This window comes from Bowmanella dokdonensis (assembly GCF_017254865.1).
Taxonomy (GTDB): domain Bacteria; phylum Pseudomonadota; class Gammaproteobacteria; order Enterobacterales; family Alteromonadaceae; genus Bowmanella; species Bowmanella dokdonensis.
On the sequence record NZ_JAFKCV010000095.1, the window covers coordinates 1 to 442 of the forward strand.

The following is a 442-nucleotide window of genomic DNA, read 5'->3' on the forward strand; positions in this document are numbered from 1 at the left end:
TTCATGCGTTGGCCGGCAACCCTGGCTTTTTGCAGGATTTGACGGATTTCAGCTGGCATACCCTGAGGTAAATCTACCGTGCTGTAATTGTCATAAATCTCGATAGCACCAATATGTTTGCTTTCTATGCCAGCCTCGTTGGCAATAGCGCCGACGATATTGCCTGGTTTGACACCATGGGCATGACCAACTTCCAGTTTGTAACGCTGCATGCCTTCATCCGGTGTGCTGCGACGACGGGGGCCACGTTCTGTGCGCTCTCCACCTCTGTCGCCACGCCCACGGCCTTCGCCGCGATCACGGAATCTGTCACCACGCTCAGGACGATCACCTCGTGGCGCACGCTCGGACAGATCCGGGCGGTCAGATTCTTTCAGTAACAGAGGCTCTTCACCTTGAGCGATCTTCGCCAGCGCTGCCATTAATACTTCCGGCGTCGCTT

General features: G+C 55.4%; 1 protein-coding gene. It reads right to left on the reverse strand.

Annotation, left to right across the window (positions count from 1 at the left end):
* The coding region (locus J0A66_RS21705; protein ID WP_206575937.1) for a DbpA RNA binding domain-containing protein at nucleotides 1–442 on the reverse strand (442 nt) is incomplete at both ends.